The organism is Pseudomonas sp. D47 (assembly GCF_045447305.1).
Classification (GTDB): Bacteria; Pseudomonadota; Gammaproteobacteria; order Pseudomonadales; family Pseudomonadaceae; genus Aquipseudomonas.
Genome location: NZ_JBJGXU010000038.1, coordinates 36,299 through 55,069 on the forward strand (window position 1 = coordinate 36,299; position 18,771 = coordinate 55,069).

Below are 18,771 nucleotides of genomic sequence, written 5' to 3' on the forward strand. Positions count from 1 at the left end.
GTCATTGCGGATCCCCTCGGGCCAGGTCGACGCGCACAAATACGTGCTTGTCGTTGAGCGTGTAAGGGGTGTTCGGCTCCAGGCCGTTTTCACCGATGCAGCCGGTCACGGTGCGATAACGCTTCGACCGGCTATGCCTGTACTTGAGACGGATTTCTCCTTGTTCACCGGCGCAAACCGTGCCCCCGACTCCGGCGCTGGCCGTGCCGCGATCCCCGACAAAGGCGGTGCCATAGTCCCCGGCAGTAGCTGTCCCCAGAACTCCGGCAGATGCCCTGCCACAGCTCAAGACGTAGGCCACGCCACAATCTCCAGAGTCGGCCCGCCCCCACTCTCCAGCACTGGCTGTACCGAAGACTCCAGCGCAAGCGGTGCCCCTGTCCCCGACTATGGCCGTTCCGCTTTCCCCGGCCATGGCGTTGCCGCTGTCTCCGGCAATCGCGGTGCCGTAGTCACCTGCCTGGACGCTTTGTAGGTCACCGCCTAGGCAATACGTGCGAACGGGTTTCACATCCCCGTCCTGAGTGCTTTGTTCGTCCTGGTGCTGGGCTTCAACGGCTTTTTTCAGGCAAGCCGATCCCGTCAGCGCATCACTGCGCTCTTGAAAAGTGTTCATCTCAGTCGTCCCGTAAAGAGGGGAGGAAGGTCACAGGGCTGATACGCCTGTTACCCCTTCGCAACGGCTCACATCAGCGGTGGCCGGCGTCTCCGGTCATCAGCCGGCCTGCTTCAATCGCGGCGGCGGTAGCGCCTCAACGGCGGATTTGATTACCACCGAAATATCCTCACCAACCCGCTCCAGGAACGAGGCAATCATTTCACGGGTGTAGGTGGAAGAACCCCGCACTTCACCGAACAAGATGCTCAGCAGATTGATGGATTCTTGGGCGCTGCGGAGTTTGTAAAACTCGTCTTCGGTCATGCAGTAGGGACGGCTCATTGCGCACCCCCAGCTTTCAGGATGCGGACGTTGTCCTGGTGAGCGTCGAAGCGTTCGTTCAGACATTTAGCGCGGGTAATGAGCGTTTCGCGGTAGTCACCTGCCAGGTACTGGGCAATGTCTGCCAGACGTTCAGCGTGATGGTCATTCCCATCGGCAAGCGTTCTTTTCATTGCCCAGTTCAGAGAGTCGATCCATTCCAGGTAACAGGTGGCGGTCTCCAGTTCGTTGATGGCTTCGACGGCGATAGCGGTGATGATTGATGGCTTGTTCATTGAACACCGCCTTGTGCTTCCAGGCTGCGGACAATGTCCATGTGAGCGTTGTAGCGTTTGAGACGTACAGAGAGAGAGGAATTTGCGCGGAGGGCGCTCAAGGCCATGCGACGGTGAGCGAGTGCGCGGATTGCGGGCGGAATGAGAGCTGTCATGGGTGGTGCTCCTAACGTAGCGTTGGAGCTGCCACTGATCGTCGCCAAACGATTTAGGGTGGCAGCTGTGCGCAGGTTGGCGAACCGGGACGTTAGGCACCCGGCAGACCCGAGGGTCTCCCGCGCACAGCCACCATAAACAGGATGTGCGGGCACAAAAAAAGCGCCTGCTATCGTGATGGGGGCGCTTGTGCGCCTAACAGTAATCGGGTCGCCAAACCCGGTCGCTGAATTGGCAGCGACGGGCAAACGATACATGTGGGAGGGAGTGGATACAACCCCATTCTTTAGATTGGGCAACTCAGGCCACCCCGCGTAATGCGATGCGCTGACGAACCCATGATTGAATCTCAGACAGAACGAACCCCACGGGCGAGCCCCGTGACTTGCTGTTGCTCAGCGATACGGGGCGGGGGAAGGTCGGGTCATCCTTGAGGCGCTTGTAGACCGTGGCACGGGCCAAGCCGGTTATAGCCTCGACTTCGGGGAAACGGATGATGGTGCTCGCGGCGTCGAACTGTGGCGTGGTAGCACCTGACATTTTGCTGATGTTGCTCATATGTGTATCCCGTTGTTGATAGCAATATGAGCAATTTTAGAACGGTGTAAATATCCAAACGAAGTCATCATCTTTCGTTTTTCTATTCCGGATTCATCGCGATAAATAATCAAGCCGATGCCAGATCAGGGGCGATCACCACCGACAATGGTATGGAAAAATCTCAATCCGGAATGGATTTGTCGGTTTTCTGTTCCGCTTCTCTTATTGCTTTCTTTTATATATGGTTTCTTATAACTGGGTTTTTATCGAGTCGAGTAAAAGTGTTTGGGTGGACTTGGCGCTGCCACTTATTTCAATGTCCACGTCCTCAATTTCCCCACGGTGCATTGCTAGCCTGACGGAAGATTCGAGTGAGCGTACCGTTTCATGTGTGACACATTGGGTTATTAAAGGCTTAACCAGCTTTCGCACGCGCTCAGTCATGTCAACGTCACGCTCGTCAAGTCCTATTGACTCAGGCGGGAATAGTGCATTGGCGAGTTGATTATTTGTATAGCGAAAACCCTTTATTTCTGCCCACTGGCATAAGTCGAAAGCGGCTAAAACTTGGTATTTTTGCCACTTCTGCAAATCATCATCGTTGAAAGGTTTCTTGACTCTTTCGCTCATTTCGCTCCGCATACCTTCAAGCCATACGCTGAAAGCCTGCTTAATTGCCTCATCATCATGATTAAGATTAATCGTAACAGCAGCGCCATGAATATACGGCTGTGTAGAGTACTCAATACACCCTGGATTGCGCGCCGTTTCTTTTATCAAAGGCGAGCCATTTCTGTATATTTCGTTGATTACTCCTAACGAATCTTTTAAGTATGTCCATGAGTCTACGTTTTCTACTGCCGAGCACAGCTTTTGATACAGAGCTTGCCATGACGGATCCTTAGACCAACAAGCCGAAAATACAGCCAAGTCAGAAGCGCTCATGCATTTGACGGGGAAAGGATCGATATGGTTGTCAGGTAGGTCAAACTGCTTTGGATATATCCCAAAGAAAAAATCAGATATCTTTTGCTGCTCCGTTAAGCCCTGGTATAGCGGCTTAGAAGTAAAGTAATCAACACGATAAGCGATGTGAATCAGCCACTGCACACGAGAAAGAGGTTCTTGATAGAACTTCAGATCAAACCAATCAGGTATTTCAGCTTTAGCCATTTTCGCCTCCCATGGCGAGTGTCCCACGAATAGATCGGCCGATCAGGCGGATGGGAAGCCCGCTTTTCGCTCCGTCGAGCTAGACCAGCCGAAAATTGTTGTCTGCCCGAATGCTGGCTATCCGAACAGTAATGACATTCAGTCTATATCTGTCTATGCGGATAATGGAAGGGCCGCATCAGGCCCGCTTAATCGACACCACGTTGCCGTTTGCCAAGGTGTCCTGATGGTCGGCATACCATTGCATCATGGTCGTGCGCTGGGCCAGGTACTGGGCCTTGTTGTAGATTCCGGCTACGCCTTCCTTGACGTGCGATAGCTGCGCCTCGATGTGGTTTTCGTCGAAGCCGTGTTCGTTGAGAATCGTCGAGGCGATATGACGGAATCCGTGCCCTGTCTGGCGACCCTCGTAACCCAGGCGGCGCAGAGCCATCAGGAACACGGTATTGCTGCGGGGCTTGGTAGTGTCGCTGCGGCCAGGGAATAGCAGGGGGTAACGGCCAGTGAGACTAAGCAGGTCGCGAAGCAAGTTCACAGCCTGGCGGGGCAGGGGTACAAGGTGCTCGCGGCGGCGCTTCATCCGTTCGGCGGGGATTGTCCACAGCGCTTTGTCCAAGTCGAACTCATCCCACCGGGCTTCCCGTAGCTCGGACGGGCGGCAAGCGAGCATCGAAAGTAGATGTAGGCCGATCCGAACATCCATAGCGCTGGGATACGCTCGTATGGCTCGTAGGAGGGGCGGCAGTTCATCTATGGGCACGTGGGCATAGTTCTCAGACGGTTTTGTCTGGAGAAACTTGTGTAGCCCTTCTAGCGGGTTGTGGGTGGCGCGCCCCGTGACACGTGCTAGATCATAAATCTCCTGGCAGCGGGCACGCACTCGGCTGGTCTGCTCGATGATGCCCTTTTGTTCCATGGTGCGCAGGAAGTCCATCCACTCCATGGGCAGTATCTCGGTGTAGATGCGCTTGCCGAATACGGGGAAGACGTGAAGCTCCAGGGCGCCGATAGTTCGGGTTGCCGTTCCATCCGTCCAGTTTTTGCGCTTGGCGGCGTACCACTCCCGCGCCAAGTGTTCGAATGTGTTGTTAGTGGCTTCTATCTCGGCGGCCTTTCTGGCCCGCTTGGTGGCTAGGGGGTTTCCGCCCTTGGCTGCGTCCTCTCTTAAAAGGGCCGCTTTTTGTCGAGCCTGTGACCCGGTTAGTTGGTGGTCGCCCGTGCCGTAGCCTCCCAGTCCAAGCCAGGACCATTTGCCATCAGGTTTCTTGTAGCGCAGTTGCCACGACTTACTACCGTCGGGGCGCACGCGCAGGTACAAGGCGTTGCCGTCCAACTCACGGTACTCCTTGGTCTCCGGCTCCAAGGTGGTGAGTACGGTATCGGCCATAGGGCGGCGTTTTATGTCGCTACGCTTCATTTTCTTGTACCCCTCAGTTTCAAATTATTTCTGTGGTACACAGGAGGATACACAGAGGTGCGATATAGGGGGAGATAAGGAGATACAGCCAGAAACAAGAAAGCCCGCACAGGGCGGGCTTCTTGGGGTTGTTTATAGACTTCTGTAGACATCTAGAAACAGGTACTTGGTGGCTACACAGGGACTTGAACCCCGGACCCCAGCATTATGAATGCTATGCTCTAACCAACTGAGCTATGTAGCCAAGTGGCGCGCATTATTCGCGTAGAACAGGAATGCGTCAAGCGTTTATTTTGAATTTTTATCTACGCTTTCAACTGTTTAACCGAAAATGCCGGGTCTGGCGACGAGTGGCTCGGGGATTTTCACGTCTCTGGGCTACACAAAAAACGCCTGTGGGAGCGGGCTTGACTGCGATTATGGTGGGTCAGCCGATGACGAGGTTGAATGTGCCGCCGTCATCGCAGGCAAGCCCGCTCTCACATTTGATCGGTGTTTAGCGTTGCTGCGCGCGTGGTTGCGGGTGATCGCAGCAGTCGAGGCGTTGGCTGAGGTGCTGCGGATCAGGGGGAGAGGTAGAGCTGGGTATCTTCAACGCTGAGGTTTTCGTTGACGACGAGGCAGTCGGGCAGTTGGCGATCTAGTTGCCGCGCGTGCGCAGGTGTAATTCGGTTGGGCAGATATCCCTGCCGCCCAACGATTACCCTTTAGAGCGCCTTACGGTTGCGGCGGGTTGTGCGTGACGCGCTTGAGGTGTTCACGCGCCCGTGACAGGCGTGAGCGAACGGTGCCGATAGGGATGTCCAATACGTCGGCTGTGTCCTGGTAGCTGCCGTCGGTTTCCAGCGAGGCGTACAGCGTCTTGCGCATTTCTGCCGGCAGGTGGTCGATGGCCGTCAGGGTTTTTTCCAGCCGGCGGTTGATCTCGAACTCCCAATCCAGGTTGTTGTTTTCCTCCTGGCCATGCCACAGCGATTCATCGAATTCGCAATGCACCGGTTTGGCATACAGGCGCCGAAAATGGTTGCGGACCAGGTTCTGCGCAATGCCGCACATCCAGGTGCTGAGGGTTGCCTGTCCACTGAAACGCTCCCTGTTGCGCCAAGCTTCCAGGTAGGTCAGTTGTAGGATGTCGTCTGCATCTTCGTGGTTGAGCACGCGTTTGTGGATGAAGCGCCGAAGTTTTTTTTGTTGATCGTCTGTCAGGTGAAGCATGAATTGAGGCGAGCTGCCAACGAGGTGGGCTAAAGCTTCAATAGGGATATTCATGATTTTTTCCTCAGGGTAGACGCTATCGAAATGTTTACGATGCGAACCCCTTTTGCACTGGCTGTGCCAAAGGAAAAAAACTCTCAACTTTCTGATTTATATAAATAAATATATTGAAATGAAGCGTTTTTGCGCAGTAATTTGCAAAATGCGCTGATGATTTGTGCCGGTCTTTTCAAAAGTGTCGAAAGTCGAGTTTTGATGGAACCGTATCGGCAGGCCTCGCCACATAGGGACACACTCTTCCCTTCTTGGCATGCTTATGAAAGTCGAATCCCTTCAAGATGCGCCCTCTACCCAGCGCCTGGATCAACCCGCCGCTGCGCCTGTCTCGCCGCCCACCTCAGCGAAAGTCGATGAGCTTGCTCCGTTCTTCGACCAGGAAGTGATTGCCAGCAATCGGGCCTCGCGGTTGATGCCTATACACGTTCCGCCCGCCGAGCAGCTTGCTCAACTTTATGATCAGTTGGGCCATCCGGCCCAGGAATCCTTGGCGGCTATTTCTCGTCGGTTCAGGCACCAATTGCAGCACCATCCCAGTGTCGACAAGCTGCTGGAGCTTGCCGAGGGGGACCCCGCTCGTGCGTTCGTGGTGCTCAAGCATTTGGAGGCCCAGGCGAACAATGAAGTACGCCCCTCCGACGCTACCTTGGCGCGGGATGCGGTTGCCCTGCTGACGGTCAGCTTCAAAGGGGAAATCCAGGCGGGCCTTAAAATTGCCACGGCGTTGACGCAGGCCGGTGGTGATCCGCAGGAGCGCCAAGCGCTGCGGGCGCTCTACTACTCAAGCGTGGCCACCCGCCAGTCCCTGGTGACAATGATGCAGGCCTTGCTAGGTGTGTACGGTGGCGATACGTTTTCCGCCAGGCTCAGTAGCATGCGTAAAGCCTTGGCTGACGACATTGCGGTCCTCGTGTCGTCAATGACCACGCCGCGGTTGCGCACTTTGTTGCTGGCCCTGCAGAGCTGTGGGAAGTTGGGCTCCGTGTTGTCCGACTGCCAGGCGTTGATCCAGCGCCTGGGCATAAGCCATGACTCCGTGAGCCTTTTGCAGCGCCTGCTGGGGTATGCCGGCAGCGGTATCGATGCGGGTGAAATCCTGCGACTTGGGCATGATCTGGGCAGTGGCCTGACCATTCGGCAAGTGGTACTCCTCAACGCGCTTTACCCGATGATTCGGGAGTTGCCGTTGGCCTTGTGGCCCGACAGTCGCGTACGCCAGGGGGCCCTGGACAGCTTTTTGGCGGTGATGGGCGAACTGGACCGCGTCGAGCGCGGCCCCCTGAAGTTTGCCGGTGACCTGGGGACGCTGGCGTGACTGCACTGTCGGCCATCAACAACGTCTTGCTCAAAGTGGCACAGCGTGCCGAAGTGCTGGGCGCGGTGGTGGTCCTGGGCATTGTGTTTATCTTTATCGTCCCGCTGCCGACCTGGCTGGTGGACATCCTGATTGCGGTCAACATTTGCATATCGTGCCTGTTGATCGTGCTGGCGCTTTATTTGCCAGGGCCTTTGGCGTTTTCATCGTTTCCTTCGATTCTGCTGCTGACCACCATGTTTCGTCTGGCGCTGTCGATCGCCACTACACGGCTGATCCTGTTGGAACAGGACGCTGGTGACATCGTAGAGGCGTTCGGTAATTTCGTGGTGGGCGGCAACCTGGCGGTGGGGATGGTGATCTTTATGATCCTGACCTTGGTCAACTTCCTGGTGATCACCAAGGGCTCGGAGCGGGTCGCCGAGGTAGCGGCGCGGTTCAGCCTGGATGCGATGCCGGGCAAACAGATGTCCATCGACAGTGACCTGCGTGCCGGCCTGATCGATGGTATGCAAGCGCGGGACAAACGTGAGCAATTGTCCCGCGAGAGCCAGTTGTTCGGCGCCATGGACGGGGCCATGAAGTTCGTCAAGGGCGACGCCGTCGCCGGTTTGATTATCGTCGTGGTCAACCTGTTGGGTGGTTTCACCACTGGTATGTTTCAACACGACTTGAGCGCTGCCGAGTCGATACGACTGTATTCGGTACTGACCATCGGTGATGGCTTGATTGCGCAGATTCCTGCACTGCTGATCTCCCTGACTGCCGGCATGATCATCACCCGCGTGGCGCCAGATGGGCGCAGGGGTATCACTAACATGGGCGCGGAAATCGCCCGGCAAATGACCAGTGAGCCCAAGAGCTGGATGATTGCATCGGTAGGGATGCTCGCGTTTGCAATAGTGCCCGGCATGCCCACGATGGTTTTTATTCTGCTCTCGGCGGTAACCGGCTCCCTGGGTTATTACTTGATGCGCCAACGTCAGCGAGCGGAAAAGCCCGCTGATGAGGCTGCCGAAGCCGTCCGGCCCGAAGAGAACGGGGAAGAGGACTTGCGCGGGTTCGATCCATCGCGGCCTTACCTGTTGCAGTTTCCCCCTGCCTTGCGAGGGACTCCCGAGGTTACGGATCTTATTCACGGAATCCGCCAGGCACGAAATTCGCTCGTCGCCAATATCGGCCTGACATTGCCGCCGTTCGAAGTCGAACTCGATGATTCACTGGCCGCCGATGAAATGCGTTTCTGCGTGCATGAAGTACCGATGGTCAAGGCATCGGTTGTCACCTACCTGGCCGTCGAGCGTAAGGCGCTGACGGTTGAGCCTGAGCACGCAATACGAGGGCTGGCCGAACGTGATGAACAGGACTGGCTTTGGCTGGCACCTGATGACCCTCTGCTTGATGACCCGCAGCTGGAGCGCTTTACCGCCACGAGCCTGATCATCGACCGTATGAGACAGGCGATGATGCTCAGCGGACCGCAGTTCCTGGGCATTCAGGAAAGCAAGGCGATCCTCGGTTGGCTTGAGCACAACCAGTCGGAACTGGTGCAGGAGCTGCAACGCATCATGCCGCTCTCGCGGTTTTCAGCGGTGTTGCAACGCTTGGCCAGTGAAGGTGTTCCGCTGCGTGCCGTGCGGCTGATTGTGGAGTCGCTGATCGAGTACGGCCAGCATGAGCGTGAACCCGATGCCCTCGCCGACTATGCACGCATTGCCCTCAAGGCGCAGATCTTCCACCAGTACAGCGAGGAAGATGGCCTGCATGCCTGGTTGCTGTCGCCTCATACCGAGAACATCTTGCGCGAAGCGTTGCGTCAGACCCAGACCGGTGTGTTCTTTGCACTGGATAACGAAAGCAGCGCCGCATTGATCAACCTCCTCAACCAGGCCTTTACCTTACGCGCCAAGAGCAAGAGCGTGATGTTGGTGGCGCAGGACCTTCGCAGCCCCTTGCGCACCTTGCTGCTGGAAGAGTTCAACCATGTGCCGGTGCTGTCCTTTGCTGAGTTGGGAAGCACGTCCAAGGTGAAAGTATTAGGGCGCTTCGATCTTGGTCAAGATGAGCTGATGCGGGGTGCCGCGGCATGAATCGTCAGCCAGGTTCAACGCACGGGAGGGCTCGATAATGTTTGAGTTACGGGTGCTCAATGGTCTGAACCAGGGCGCTGCATTGCCGCTGTTTGGTGAGCAGTGGAGCATCGGTGCTCACCCTGACGCTGACCTGATGCTGAATGATCCGGGCATTGCCGAGCATCACGCGCGGTTACGACTGATCGACTCAAACTGGTCGGTGCAGGCCGAGGCCGGGCTGCTGCACGGCGATGAAGGACAAGTGCTGGCACAGATCGCGAGCCTGGCACTGAACGTACCGTTTTCAGTCGGAGCTATCCGACTGTGCGTCACCTTGGCCGATCAACCATGGCCTGAAGTACCCGCTCCAACACCCTCACCGCGCACTACTGAAGCGCCGCGGGCGCTGCAGTTATCGTCGATCCCGCACACGCAGCAAAAACGACTGATCAGCGTAGTGCTGGTGGTTGCAATCATCGTCGCAGTGGTAGGCATAGCCTCCTCGGTGGAGCGTGGGGCACAGGCCTCGTTGATGCCTCCCGTAGTAACCAAACACGAGCTGGCCACGCCGTTTGAAGTGCGCCAGCAGTTGGTGAAGATGCTCAGTGAGCGTGAGTTGGGCCAACGGGTCAGCTTGCAGGTGATCAATGGGCAAGTCGCGCTTAACGGCGACGTTTCCCAGGACGATGTGGAACTGGTGTCGCGCATGCTCAGCCGTTTTGGTGAGCTGTTTGACAGCGCGGTGCCAGTGATCAGGCGCGTACGTGTACGCGACGGAGCCCTGCCGTTCAAGATTGTTCAAATCGTCGGTGGGCCCAATGGCCATGTCGTGCTGGACGAGGGTAGCCGGGTGTTCGTCGGTGATGAAGTGGACGGCTTGCGCCTGGTGCAGATCGACAATAGCAAGGTGGTTTTCGATGGCGCGCAGCGTTACGAGGTGCGTTGGTGAACGAGCAAATGCAGGCGCGTCTTGATGCCTGGCAGGAGCGCCAGACGCAGGCGCTGGCCAACCTGATGCCGGTGACCATGCGCGGGCGCGTCCAACGCGTCAACGGCATGCTGTTGCAGTGCCGATTGCCCAGCGCGCGTATCGGTGACTTGTGCCAGGTTGAAAAGTCTGCCGACGAATACATGCTGGCTGAGATCATCGGTTTCGATCAGCAGGATGCCGTACTCAGTGCCTTGGGCAACCTTGAAGGGATACGCGTGGGTGCCAGTGTGCAGCGCCTGGGGGTGTCGCATCGGGTACGGGTCAGTGATGAGCTGTTGGGCCAGGTGCTGGATGGTTTCGGGCGGCCGATTACCGGCGTTGGCCCAAGCGCCTTCGTCGACACCGACGGCCCGGATGCGAGCATGGTGTTGTGTGAGGCGCCGTTGCCGACCGAGCGGCCGAGGATCAATCGGGCCCTGGCGACCGGCGTGCGCTCGATCGATGGTTTGCTGACGCTTGGCGAGGGCCAGCGTGTGGGCCTGTTTGCCGGTGCAGGTTGTGGCAAGACCACGTTGCTGGCGGAGATTGCCCGTAACGTGGAGTGCGATGTGATTGTGTTTGGTTTGATCGGCGAGCGTGGTCGGGAACTACGGGAGTTTCTCGACCATGAACTGGACGATCAATTGCGGGCCAAGGCTGTGCTGGTGTGTGCGACGTCCGACCGTTCAAGCATGGAGCGCGCCCGTGCAGCGTTCACCGCCACGGCGCTGGCTGAGGGCTATCGGCGTAAGGGTAAACGGGTGCTGCTGCTGATCGACTCCTTGACGCGTTTTGCCCGCGCTCAAAGAGAAATCGGCCTGGCGGCCGGTGAACCCCTGGGCCGCGGCGGCTTGCCGCCATCGGTATACAGCTTGTTGCCGCGGTTGGTGGAACGTGCCGGGTTGACCCGCGACGGCGTTATCACCGCGATCTACACGGTACTCATCGAACAGGACTCGATGAGTGACCCCGTGGCTGACGAGGTTCGCTCGTTGCTCGACGGCCATATTGTGTTGTCCCGCAAGCTGGCAGAGCGCGGTCACTATCCAGCGGTTGATGTGCTGGCCAGCCTTTCGCGGATTTTGAGCAACGTCGCCACGCCTGAGCATATCCAGGCGGGCACGGGGCTGCGCCGCCTACTGTCGGCGTACCAGCAGATCGAGCTGATGCTGAAGCTGGGCGAGTACCAGGCCGGCAGCGATGCGCTGACTGACTTGGCGGTGGACAGCCGTTCTGCAGTGGATGGCTTTTTGCGCCAGGACTTGCGTGAGCCTTCACCGATGGAGACGACCCTGGATCAACTGACGGAGCTGACCGCCTATGTTCCTTTCTGAGTTGGAAACCCTGAGGCGTCTGCGCAAACACCGGGCGGACAGGGCCGAGCGCGCATTGGGTGAGGCTAAAAGGCAGCAACGGGCGTTGCAGTTGCAAGTTGAGCAGGCGCAGCAGGCCCTTGAGCAAACGCGTGTGCAGGAAGCTCAAGAAACTGCGCAGCTATTGAGCAAGCATCAAGGGCAAGTGCTCTCGTTTAAGGAACTCAAATCGTGGAGTGCCCAGGAGCGCACGTTGTCCGCCAGTACGCAGCGCGAAGAGGCGCAGTTGCATGAATTACACGGGCAGCGGAAGCAGCAAGTGGTGCACGTCGACAGTATGCAAATACAGGCCACCCGATACTTACGAGAGGTCGAAAAACTCTCGGAATTATCCCAGTTACTGGTGCAGGAGAGTCATGAAACGATTACCTGTGAGCAGGTTTAACCGGCCCCGTATGCGTGAGACAAGGGAAGATCGTGAGGCCGGGGTTGAGGCCGTGGTGCCCTGGGTCCATGTGCAGTTATTCACCCAAATTTTCGCCAAGGATGATGGCCAAGGTGGTTACGCTTCCCGCTTGCCTGCGAAGAGTGCGGCGGCGGATAAAGTAATGCTCGAGGCATTGACGGAGCAGTTGGCGCTTCGCGTTCAGGGCGTCACGCAATGGCCATTGCTGGCGGTGCTTTACGTGCCACGGCTGGGGCGGATCAACGCCAGTGTCCAACGGCAGCCTGGCGCCTGGAACATCGAGCTGGAAGCCGAAGAACAACGCACAGCGGATTGGCTCGGCACTGTGAAAAAACGCTATCAGGACAGGCTGGTCGAGGCGTTGGGGCAGCCTGTCGATATCCACATCAAAAGCGCGGGCCCCGCATGATCATGTCCGCTTTGACACCGCCATTGGTTGAGGGCGCAAGGGTTGCGGCGTTGCATCGGCTGGGGCGCGGGTTACGCATGCCGTTCCACGTGGGCGATCAACAGGGGGCATTTGTGCTCGAACCCGGGCGCGCGCCTGAAGGGGTAAGCCCTTTGTGTGTCGAGAGTGCCCTCGGTGTGCTGGCGTTCTCGGAGCCCAATGCGATGTTCAGCCTGATGGGCGAATGCCCGGTAACCCTGGCAGAGGTTGGCAACGACCCGAAGTCCTGGTTCTGGGAGTTGTTCCAGCATCACCTCAGCCCGCAGGTGCGGGCGTTGTTCGGTTATCTGCGCGTGCTGCCGGCGCCTGAAAAGTTGGGCTTTGGTTGCCGTTTTACCGTGATGTTGGGGCCGTCCAAGGTCGCAGGTTACCTGTGGCTGGCCCCGCAAAGCTTGCTGGCGATGTGTGCGGCTGGCGCTTGGCGGTCGACGGCCAGCCCATTACCTGCATCGTTTCCGCTGGCAATAGCTGTGACGTTGGGCCGCTTGAGTTTGCCCATTGCGCAATTGCGTGGCGTACGTGCGGGTGACGTGCTGATGCTTGAACGCGCCTTTTTTGATGTACAGGGCCGTGGTCATTTGAGTATCGGCAGTCAACGGCTGCAAGGGCGTATTGACGATGAGTCCGGTCCGTTATGCCTGAACCTTATTGCGATAGAGGAAGCGTCCATGGACGAAGAGTTTTTAATAGAAGAAGTCCCGGGGCCTGAATTTGATCAACCGGTGGAGGATGTTTTCGGCCGGGAGCTCTTTGATGACTTGAGTATGGCGCTGACAGTGCGCTGTGGTGTCCTGAACCTGACCCTGGGCGAACTGCGCAATCTTGCTCCCGGTGCGGTGTTGGGCATCAGCGGGTATGCCCCGGGCGTGGCCGGCCTGTATTACGGTGAACGGCCTATTGGCCAGGGGCAGTTGGTGGAAGTCGATGGACGTCTTGGCTTGAAATTGTCTCGCGTGGTGTTCTCCCGATGATACTCCAGGGCGTTGACCCGATTGTAATTGCGCTGTTTTTCGCGGCGCTGTCGTTGCTGCCGATGCTGTTGATCATTTGCACGGCGTTCTTGAAGATCGTCATTGTGCTGATGATCACCCGCAACGCCATCGGCGTTCAGCAGGTGCCTCCGAACATGGCTATCAACGGAATAGCGCTGGCCGCTACGCTGTTTATCATGGCCCCCATGGGTTACCAGATCGCCGAGAACCTCAAGGGGGCGCCCCTGGACATGAGCAATGTTCAGACGGTTCAAGCGACTGGCCTTGTGGCCATAGAGCCGCTGCGTGCGTTTATGAAACGCAACACTGATCCGGATGTGTTGACCCACATGCATGAAAACAGCGTGCGCTTGTGGCCACCGGAAATGGCGCAAAGCACCCAGCGCGACGACCTGATCCTGCTAATCCCCTCCTTTGTGTTGTCGCAGGTGCAGGCGGGGTTTGAGATCGGCTTCCTGATCTACATTCCGTTCATCGTCATCGATTTGATTGTGTCCAACCTGCTCTTGGCGTTGGGGATGCAAATGGTCTCGCCCGCGACCATTGCCCTGCCGCTCAAATTGCTGCTGTTCGTGATGGTCTCCGGATGGTCGCGGTTGCTCGACAGTCTTTTCCTTTCATACCTTTGAGTAGCCCATGGAACCGATCGTGCTTTTCAAGCAGGGCATGCTGCTGGTGGTGGTGTTGTCGGCACCGCCGCTGATCGTAGCGGTGGTCGTCGGCGTGCTGACGTCCCTGGTTCAAGCCCTGATGCAGATACAGGACCAGACGTTGCCCTTTGGCATCAAGCTGGTCGCGGTGGGTATCACACTGATATTGACGGGACGCTGGATCGGCGTGGAGCTGATTCAACTGATCAACCTGATGTTCGACATGATCGCCCGCTCGGCGCTGAACTGAGGGCCTGCACGTGCTGCCTTATCTTGACTATCTGCCAAGCCTGCTGGTGGCCATGGCGAGGATCTACCCCTGTGCCATTCTGGTGCCGGCGTTCTGCTTCCAACATATACGCGGCATGCCTCGGCACGTCATCGTGATGGTCATGGCATTCATTCCGGCGCCAGGTATCCATGCTGTACTGGTGGACCAGGACTACTCCGCGCTGATGATCATCGGCCTGATATTCAAGGAGGCCGCCTTGGGCATTTTGCTGGGTGTCCTGTTGGCTATGCCTTTTTGGATGTTCGAGTCAGTCGGCGCGCTGTTGGATAACCAGCGTGGCGCCCTGGCGGGTGGTCAGCTCAACCCTTCACTGGGGCCGGACGCAACGCCCATCGGGCATCTGTTCAAGCAGTTGGTGATTTACTTGTTGATCGCTGTCCTGGGTTTGAGCGTGCTTACCCAAGTGATCTGGGACAGTTATTTGATCTGGCCGGCCACGGCCTGGGTGCCGCTGCCGGCAGTCAATGGTTTCAGTACGTTCCTTGGCATACTCGGCGATACCTTTACCCACATGATGCTTTACGTTGCGCCCTTTATTGCCGTGTTGTTATTTCTGGAGTTCGGTATCGCACTACTGGGGGTCTACAGTCAGCAATTACAGGTGAGCACGTTGGCACCACCGCTCAAAAGCCTGGCGGGTATCGGTATTCTGTTGTTGTACTTTGCGTTGCTGCAGGACCTGATCGTCGGGCGCTTGAACCTACTGGGTGACCTCAAGCACTCACTCGGAGTGATGTTCCAGGTCTCGACGCCATGAGTGACTCCGGTGAAAAGAAGCACCCGGCGTCTGCCAAGAAACTGCGCGATCAACGCAAAAAAGGCCAGGTTTCCCAAAGCCAGGATGTCAGCAAGTTGCTGGCGCTGACAGCGATCAGCGAGGTTGCTTTGTTCACCGCCGAAACGAGCTTGCAACGCTTTCAGCAACTGATGGTGTTGCCGATGTCGAGCATGGCTCAGCCCTTCACTCGAGCGCTGGAGGAGGTGCTGTTTGAAGGGCTGTTGATGTTTTTCTCGTTCGCCCTGTTGATGGTTGGGATGGCCATTGCCGCGAAGCTGATCAGCAGCTGGATGCAGTTCGGGTTCCTGTTTGCGCCGGAGACCTTGAAGCTGGACTTCAATCGTCTCAACCCTCTCAAGCAGCTCAAGCAGATGTTCTCCGCTCAATCGGTCATGAATCTGTTGATGAGTATTACCAAGGCGGTGCTGTTGGGGGTGGTTTTGTACGTGGTCATCAGGCCTTCATTGGGCACATTGATTAACTTGGCCAACAGCGACCTGCAAACCTACATCCTTGCGCTGATCATTCTGTTCCGCCACTTGCTGCATACCTGCCTGGGGCTATTGCTGGTGTTGGCGCTCATTGACCTGACGATGCAAAAGCACTTCTTCGCCAAGCGCATGCGCATGACCCAAGTCGAGGTGGTTAAAGAGTACAAGGATATGGAGGGTGACCCCCATGTGAAGGGGCAGCGCCGCGCGTTGGCGCAGCAATTGGCCCAGGAGGAACCGAAGGTCAAATTGCCCAAGCTGGAGGAAGCCGACATGCTGGTGGTCAACCCCACACACTTTGCTGTCGCCTTGTATTACCGCCCCGGTAAGACGCCGCTGCCGATGTTGATCAACAAAGGCACGGACGACGGGGCACGTGAATTGATTCGGCAGGCGAAGGCTGCCGAGGTTCCGGTGATTCAGTGTGTATGGCTGGCCCGCACGCTCTACACGAACAAACTGGGAACAAGCATCCCTCGCGAAACCTTGCAGGCGGTGGCGCTGATCTATCGCACATTGCGTGAGCTTGATGATGAAGCCAAGCGCGAAACCCTGGAGTTGCCGGAGCTTGAGCAGCGCTGATCGGTGCCAGGTGTATACCGCAAGCAAGAACGGGTGAGCAGCAATGCTGCTCACCCGTTAGCCCAGGAACACCTGGTGTTGATCGTTGAGAAGTAACCGAAGGTTCAGCGTTCCAGCGAGATCGTTTGGTAGTCCGCCCGTTCACCGGAGGGCCCTGGCTCGACGCGCATCTGCGGTGGCCACCAGATCACCATTTTATCCTTGGTCGCTTGCGGGCGTGAGCAGGAGTCGCCTCTGCAGGTGGGGCTGCAGCCGGCGATGAGCAGCACGGTGCTGATCAGGGTGAGGCACAACAAACGGCGTTTCATGGCTTGGCCTTTTGAGCGGGAGTGATCAAGGAGGGACGGGGCACGCCGATGTGTTCATCCTTCACCACCGGGCGCATGGCGATAAACACCTCGGCTTCTTCACCCGGTTTGAGCCAGGCACGCGGCCACACGGTGACGGCCAAGGTTTGCGAATTGCTGCACTCCTTTTCGTCGATCCGCACCGTGCGCTTGAACTGGTTACGCAGCACTATCACCGCCACATTGAACTGCGGGCCGGCATACCACTGGCTGCGTTCGGTGTTCATTGCCAGTAGATCGCGGGTGTTGCACAAGGTGCCCAGGCCCAGCGGCATGGGGGCCGCCTTGAATGCCAGGGGAACCTCCCCGCTGACGAGATGCGCCAGGGTGCTGGTGATGTCACTGCGTTTGATGACCGGCTCGTGTGCGGCATAACGCCTGGCCAGTGGCTTGAGTGCGGCTTGCAGCTCTGCCTGGTCGTCCTGCGGCAAATAACGTGAAGGGTCAGCTTGGTCACCGATCACGCGTGGCGTCAGGATAAACAGGCGTTCGCGCCGGTTGTTCTTGCGTTCGGTGGAGGAGAACAACGCCTTGCCCAACAGCGGTATATCCCCCAACAGGGGAATCTTGTTGCGCTTGTCGGTGCTTTCGGTGACATGGAACCCACCGATCACCAGCGAGCGCTGTTCCGCCATGACCGCCTGAGTACTGACATTGCCCCGGCGTACATCCGGGCCTTTGCGATCCGGGTTTGACTCGTCGAAGTTTCCGTCTTCGATATCGACCAAAAGGTGAACCTGATGGGTGCCTCGGGTGGTAATCACCCTCGGTACCACCTGTAGGCTGGTACCGACAGTGATGGGCAGGATGCTCGCAACCTCTGTGCCTGCCGTCAGGTATTGGGTGCGGTTGAAATCAATCACTGACGGCTGGTTTTCCAGGGTGAGGACCGACGGGTTGGACACCATGGTTGCCAGGCCACGTTGCTCCAGTGCGCGTATCTTGGCAAAGAAAAGATCACGGTTTGTGATCGACAGCTGCGATGAACTCCCAGGCGATATTCTCGTGTCGCTACTGAAGTGACTGTTGCCCCAGTTGACCCCGAATTCGCGCAATTGGGTGCGCTCTATATCGAGGATGATTGCGTCGATCTCCACCATTTTTCGCGCCACGTCGAGCTGGGCAATCAGCTCGCGGTACATCGCCTGCCGTTCCGGAATGTCATAGATCAATACGGCGTTGTTGCGCACATCGGCTTCGACGCGGATTCTGCCGGCAGACACCGGCGCTCGCGGGGTGAGTGTCGCGCCGGTTTCCAACTGCCCCTGGTTCGCTGTCTGTCCAAGCATTTGCCCCAATAGTGGGTTGTTCAACCGGGGAAAGTTGGGTGTGATGGGAGAGGGCTGTGAGCGGCTTGGTGGCGTGGTCGAAAGGGAGGAGGCGGACCGAGGCTCCAATAACCCACGCAGCATGCTGGTAACGCCTGGGATGGTGATTTTGTCGCCGCGATAATCGATCTGGCGATCCCCTGCGTTGGCGAATTTCAGCGGGTAGCTGAGCACGCTCTGCTTTTCGTCGGGTGTTTTACGCTGGCTGCTGAATTGCTTGATCTGTTCGATGTAGCGCTTGGGGCCAGAGACCAGCACAACTCCATCATCAGGCAGTTCACCCCAGCCGAAACGGCTATCGAGCAAGCCGATATCGAGCAGCGCTCGCTTAAGGTCGGCGACGGTCTCGGCAGAAACTTCCAGGCGCGCGGACTCTTGCAGGTCGAGGGTGCTGATATAGAGGGTGTTGTTGTACAAGTACCACTGGAAACGGTGTTCTACCGCCAGCCTGTCGAGCATTGACTGGGGAGTATTGGCGCGTATCTTGCCATTGACGATCCCGTCCAGGAGGCCGTCCACTTGCAGTTGGGTGCCAAACGTCTGAGCGAAGTCCTCCAGTACATCGCGTAGGGGCTTATGCTCGGCTTCATAGGCATAGGCCGTGTTTTTCCATTCGGAGGGGATAGCGGCGAGGGTGCTGTGCAGCGGCGCCAACAACAAGGGCAGCGCGAGCACACAACGCCAGTGAGCGCGTTTTGCCAGAGCAGCGGGCGAGTTTAAACGCAAGCTGGTGTGCTTGTTGATCTTGCTATACATGACTGGTTCTCTGTTTCAGTGCGGTAGCTTACGTAGGGAAGTGGGCCGGAGTTTGCGCCCAGCCTTTATCAGGCGTGCAGTTACGCTGCGCCAGGTGTTACGTTGGTTGAGAGGTGCCTCAGGGGATTTCAGCGGGTGTTCCTGACCTGCAATCCCGTGCCGGCATTGCACCAACCAGAGATGGCCTATGTCTGGAGG

Annotated in this window: 20 protein-coding genes and 1 tRNA gene; 11 read left to right on the top strand and 10 right to left on the bottom strand. The window is 57.4% G+C overall.

All coding sequences use genetic code 11. The annotated features are described in order from the left end of the window. Position 1: 1 nt before the first annotated feature. The 8 genes from ACI77I_RS21765 to ACI77I_RS21800 all read right to left on the bottom strand — a co-directional run bounded on the left by ACI77I_RS21765 (position 2) and on the right by ACI77I_RS21800 (position 5,770). A complete protein-coding gene (locus ACI77I_RS21765) occupies positions 2-616 on the bottom strand; it encodes a hypothetical protein (protein ID WP_406998384.1) in 615 nt (204 codons plus the stop codon). Between the two features lie 99 nt (positions 617-715). After that, the gene (locus tag ACI77I_RS21770) at positions 716-940 is read right to left on the bottom strand and encodes a hypothetical protein (protein ID WP_406998385.1); all 225 of its coding nucleotides are present in this window, start codon (positions 938-940) and stop codon (positions 716-718) included. Continuing rightward, entirely contained in the window at positions 937-1,215 is a 279-nt protein-coding gene (locus ACI77I_RS21775; RefSeq protein WP_406998386.1) for a hypothetical protein, read from the bottom strand. Before ACI77I_RS21775 ends, ACI77I_RS21770 begins: the two co-directional genes overlap by 4 nt. Positions 1,216-1,671: 456 nt before the next feature. Next, complete coding sequence (locus ACI77I_RS21780; RefSeq protein ID WP_406998387.1) at positions 1,672-1,929, bottom strand: helix-turn-helix transcriptional regulator; 258 nt, start codon at positions 1,927-1,929, stop codon at positions 1,672-1,674. Between the two features lie 231 nt (positions 1,930-2,160). Next, positions 2,161-3,084 (bottom strand): DUF6387 family protein, encoded by a 924-nt coding sequence (locus tag ACI77I_RS21785; protein ID WP_406998388.1) that lies wholly within the window; start codon positions 3,082-3,084, stop codon positions 2,161-2,163. Positions 3,085-3,262: 178 nt separating this feature from the next. Beyond that, positions 3,263-4,501: a tyrosine-type recombinase/integrase gene (locus ACI77I_RS21790; protein WP_406998389.1), complete on the bottom strand. Its 1,239-nt coding sequence runs from the start codon at positions 4,499-4,501 to the stop codon at positions 3,263-3,265. Positions 4,502-4,668: 167 nt separating this feature from the next. Then, positions 4,669-4,745 (bottom strand) — tRNA-Met (locus ACI77I_RS21795). 473 nt (positions 4,746-5,218) lie between these two features. Continuing rightward, positions 5,219-5,770, bottom strand: a complete 552-nt coding sequence (locus ACI77I_RS21800; protein ID WP_094948873.1) for an RNA polymerase sigma factor — start codon at positions 5,768-5,770, stop codon at positions 5,219-5,221. 262 nt (positions 5,771-6,032) lie between these two features. On the opposite strand from ACI77I_RS21800, the gene ACI77I_RS21805 reads away from it, so the two are divergent. Genes ACI77I_RS21805 through sctU form a run of 11 tightly spaced genes read left to right on the top strand, consistent with a single transcriptional unit; the run spans position 6,033 to position 16,142 of the window. Next, positions 6,033-7,088, top strand: coding sequence for a TyeA family type III secretion system gatekeeper subunit (locus ACI77I_RS21805; RefSeq protein ID WP_176462879.1), 1,056 nt, complete (start codon positions 6,033-6,035; stop codon positions 7,086-7,088). Then, positions 7,085-9,178 carry a type III secretion system export apparatus subunit SctV gene (gene sctV / locus ACI77I_RS21810; RefSeq protein WP_263274473.1) on the top strand — a complete coding sequence of 698 codons (2,094 nt, stop codon included), beginning with the start codon at positions 7,085-7,087 and terminating at the stop codon, positions 9,176-9,178. Before ACI77I_RS21805 ends, sctV begins: the two co-directional genes overlap by 4 nt. Positions 9,179-9,215: 37 nt before the next feature. Continuing rightward, complete coding sequence (locus ACI77I_RS21815; protein ID WP_406998390.1) at positions 9,216-10,109, top strand: FHA domain-containing protein; 894 nt, start codon at positions 9,216-9,218, stop codon at positions 10,107-10,109. An 8-nt stretch (positions 10,110-10,117) separates the two neighbouring features. After that, entirely contained in the window at positions 10,118-11,464 is a 1,347-nt protein-coding gene (locus tag ACI77I_RS21820; protein ID WP_218193652.1) for a FliI/YscN family ATPase, read from the top strand. Beyond that, positions 11,451-11,888 carry a type III secretion system stalk subunit SctO gene (gene sctO, locus ACI77I_RS21825; RefSeq protein ID WP_094948878.1) on the top strand — a complete coding sequence of 146 codons (438 nt, stop codon included), beginning with the start codon at positions 11,451-11,453 and terminating at the stop codon, positions 11,886-11,888. Before ACI77I_RS21820 ends, sctO begins: the two co-directional genes overlap by 14 nt. Positions 11,889-11,898: 10 nt before the next feature. After that, entirely contained in the window at positions 11,899-12,318 is a 420-nt protein-coding gene (locus tag ACI77I_RS21830; protein ID WP_406998392.1) for a type III secretion system HrpP C-terminal domain-containing protein, read from the top strand. Continuing rightward, positions 12,315-13,328, top strand: coding sequence for a FliM/FliN family flagellar motor switch protein (locus ACI77I_RS21835; protein WP_406998393.1), 1,014 nt, complete (start codon positions 12,315-12,317; stop codon positions 13,326-13,328). The genes ACI77I_RS21830 and ACI77I_RS21835 overlap by 4 nt, the downstream gene beginning before the upstream one ends. Next, positions 13,325-13,978, top strand: coding sequence for a type III secretion system export apparatus subunit SctR (sctR, locus tag ACI77I_RS21840; RefSeq protein ID WP_242154258.1), 654 nt, complete (start codon positions 13,325-13,327; stop codon positions 13,976-13,978). The genes ACI77I_RS21835 and sctR overlap by 4 nt, the downstream gene beginning before the upstream one ends. A gap of 7 nt (positions 13,979-13,985) precedes the next feature. Beyond that, positions 13,986-14,249: a type III secretion system export apparatus subunit SctS gene (gene sctS / locus ACI77I_RS21845; RefSeq protein ID WP_003208363.1), complete on the top strand. Its 264-nt coding sequence runs from the start codon at positions 13,986-13,988 to the stop codon at positions 14,247-14,249. Positions 14,250-14,259: 10 nt separating this feature from the next. After that, on the top strand, positions 14,260-15,048 hold the full coding sequence (gene sctT, locus ACI77I_RS21850) for a type III secretion system export apparatus subunit SctT (protein ID WP_094948883.1): 789 nt from the start codon (positions 14,260-14,262) through the stop codon (positions 15,046-15,048). After that, the gene (gene sctU / locus ACI77I_RS21855) at positions 15,045-16,142 is read left to right on the top strand and encodes a type III secretion system export apparatus subunit SctU (protein WP_263274477.1); all 1,098 of its coding nucleotides are present in this window, start codon (positions 15,045-15,047) and stop codon (positions 16,140-16,142) included. Before sctT ends, sctU begins: the two co-directional genes overlap by 4 nt. Before the next feature lie 104 nt (positions 16,143-16,246). Here sctU and hrpT read toward each other — a convergent pair whose 3' ends face one another. Both hrpT and sctC read right to left on the bottom strand, forming a co-directional pair. Further along, the gene (gene hrpT / locus ACI77I_RS21860; protein WP_094948885.1) at positions 16,247-16,450 is read right to left on the bottom strand and encodes an HrpT family type III secretion system protein; all 204 of its coding nucleotides are present in this window, start codon (positions 16,448-16,450) and stop codon (positions 16,247-16,249) included. Further along, positions 16,447-18,573: a type III secretion system outer membrane ring subunit SctC gene (sctC, locus tag ACI77I_RS21865; RefSeq protein ID WP_094948886.1), complete on the bottom strand. Its 2,127-nt coding sequence runs from the start codon at positions 18,571-18,573 to the stop codon at positions 16,447-16,449. The genes hrpT and sctC overlap by 4 nt, the downstream gene beginning before the upstream one ends. Positions 18,574-18,771 lie beyond the last annotated feature (198 nt).

Coding starts and splice junctions, on each gene's coding strand:
- ACI77I_RS21780 (WP_406998387.1), bottom strand. CDS start 1,929: ATGAGCAACATCAGCAAAATGTCAGGTGCTACCACGCCACAGTTCGAC.
- sctO (WP_094948878.1), top strand. CDS start 11,451: ATGTTCCTTTCTGAGTTGGAAACCCTGAGGCGTCTGCGCAAACACCGG.
- ACI77I_RS21805 (WP_176462879.1), top strand. CDS start 6,033: ATGAAAGTCGAATCCCTTCAAGATGCGCCCTCTACCCAGCGCCTGGAT.
- ACI77I_RS21830 (WP_406998392.1), top strand. CDS start 11,899: ATGCGTGAGACAAGGGAAGATCGTGAGGCCGGGGTTGAGGCCGTGGTG.
- ACI77I_RS21770 (WP_406998385.1), bottom strand. CDS start 940: ATGAGCCGTCCCTACTGCATGACCGAAGACGAGTTTTACAAACTCCGC.
- ACI77I_RS21800 (WP_094948873.1), bottom strand. CDS start 5,770: ATGAATATCCCTATTGAAGCTTTAGCCCACCTCGTTGGCAGCTCGCCT.
- sctC (WP_094948886.1), bottom strand. CDS start 18,573: ATGTATAGCAAGATCAACAAGCACACCAGCTTGCGTTTAAACTCGCCC.
- ACI77I_RS21765 (WP_406998384.1), bottom strand. CDS start 616: ATGAACACTTTTCAAGAGCGCAGTGATGCGCTGACGGGATCGGCTTGC.
- hrpT (WP_094948885.1), bottom strand. CDS start 16,450: ATGAAACGCCGTTTGTTGTGCCTCACCCTGATCAGCACCGTGCTGCTC.
- ACI77I_RS21820 (WP_218193652.1), top strand. CDS start 10,118: ATGCAGGCGCGTCTTGATGCCTGGCAGGAGCGCCAGACGCAGGCGCTG.
- sctU (WP_263274477.1), top strand. CDS start 15,045: ATGAGTGACTCCGGTGAAAAGAAGCACCCGGCGTCTGCCAAGAAACTG.
- ACI77I_RS21790 (WP_406998389.1), bottom strand. CDS start 4,501: ATGAAGCGTAGCGACATAAAACGCCGCCCTATGGCCGATACCGTACTC.
- ACI77I_RS21775 (WP_406998386.1), bottom strand. CDS start 1,215: ATGAACAAGCCATCAATCATCACCGCTATCGCCGTCGAAGCCATCAAC.
- sctS (WP_003208363.1), top strand. CDS start 13,986: ATGGAACCGATCGTGCTTTTCAAGCAGGGCATGCTGCTGGTGGTGGTG.
- sctR (WP_242154258.1), top strand. CDS start 13,325: ATGATACTCCAGGGCGTTGACCCGATTGTAATTGCGCTGTTTTTCGCG.
- ACI77I_RS21835 (WP_406998393.1), top strand. CDS start 12,315: ATGATCATGTCCGCTTTGACACCGCCATTGGTTGAGGGCGCAAGGGTT.
- ACI77I_RS21815 (WP_406998390.1), top strand. CDS start 9,216: ATGTTTGAGTTACGGGTGCTCAATGGTCTGAACCAGGGCGCTGCATTG.
- ACI77I_RS21785 (WP_406998388.1), bottom strand. CDS start 3,084: ATGGCTAAAGCTGAAATACCTGATTGGTTTGATCTGAAGTTCTATCAA.